The sequence below is a fragment of the Moorena sp. SIO2C4 genome (genome assembly GCF_010672485.1).
Taxonomy (GTDB): domain Bacteria; phylum Cyanobacteriota; class Cyanobacteriia; order Cyanobacteriales; family Coleofasciculaceae; genus Moorena; species Moorena producens.
The window spans coordinates 1-1,061 of sequence record NZ_JAAHGN010001574.1 but is presented as its reverse complement, the minus strand read 5'-3'; the positions used below and the strand labels follow the sequence as shown (position 1 = coordinate 1,061).

The following is a 1,061-nucleotide window of genomic DNA, read 5'->3' as shown; positions in this document are numbered from 1 at the left end:
TTGCTCGGCACATCCAAAGGAACAATAATCCGATCTTCAACCTTCAACCTCCTAACCTCCTAACCTTCAACCTTCAACCTCCTAACCTTCAACCTTCAACCTCCTAACCTTCAACCTCCTAACCTTCAACCTTCAACCTTCTAACCTTCTAACCTTCTAACCTTCTAACCTTCTAACCTTCATTGATACCTTCAACTAACTAAACGGGCAAACTTCTTTTTCCCCACCTGCAAAACCTTTCCCACCAATTGATCAGGGGAATCAAAGGTCTGGTCAACCGCTGAAATGCGATCGCCATCCAACTTAACACCTCCCCCTTGAATCTGTCGCCTGCCTTCGCCACTACTTTGGCACAAACCGGATTCTTTAAGGATATAGAACAACTTAGCGGGAAAGTCCACAGAAGACAATGAAAATTTTGGCACAGAATCCCCCGTACCAGTAGTGCTACCCTTTACTAAGTTTAGTGCTGCCTGCTGAGCTTCTTTTGCCGCTGCTTCACCGTGATATTGGGTCACAATAGTCAGAGCCAATTGTTTTTGCTGCTCCCGTGGCTGTTCTGGAAGCTGATCCAATGGCACATCAGTCAACAGCTCAAAATATTGCGTCAATAGATGATCTGGTGTGCCCTCCAGCTTCGAGTACATGGTCAGGGGATCATCTGACAAGCCCACATAATTCCCCAAAGACTTAGACATTTTCTGTATCCCATCCGTCCCAATCAAAATTGGCAGCAGTAAGCCGAACTGGGGAGATTGCCCAAAATGCCGTTGTAAATCCCGTCCCAAGGCAATATTAAACTTTTGGTCAGTTCCCCCTAACTCCACATCAGCCTTGACTGCCACAGAATCATAGCCCTGCATCAATGGGTAGAGAAACTCATGGAGGAAAATAGGATTTTGTTGTTGATAGCGTTCAGCAAACCCTTCCTTCGCCAGCATTTGCCCTACGGTCATAGTGGCTAACAACTCAATAATCTCAGACAAATCCAACTGGTTAAGCCACTCAGAGTTATAGCGAATTTCTAGCCGTCCTGGGGTATCAAAATCTAGAATAGGGCG

At 45.9% G+C, this 1,061-nt stretch carries 1 protein-coding gene; it reads right to left on the bottom strand.

Annotation, left to right across the window (positions count from 1 at the left end):
• Positions 1 to 191 precede the first annotated feature (191 nt).
• On the bottom strand, positions 192 to 1,061 hold an 870-nt coding region (tyrS, locus tag F6K20_RS39610), incomplete at its 5' end, for a tyrosine--tRNA ligase (protein ID WP_287298603.1).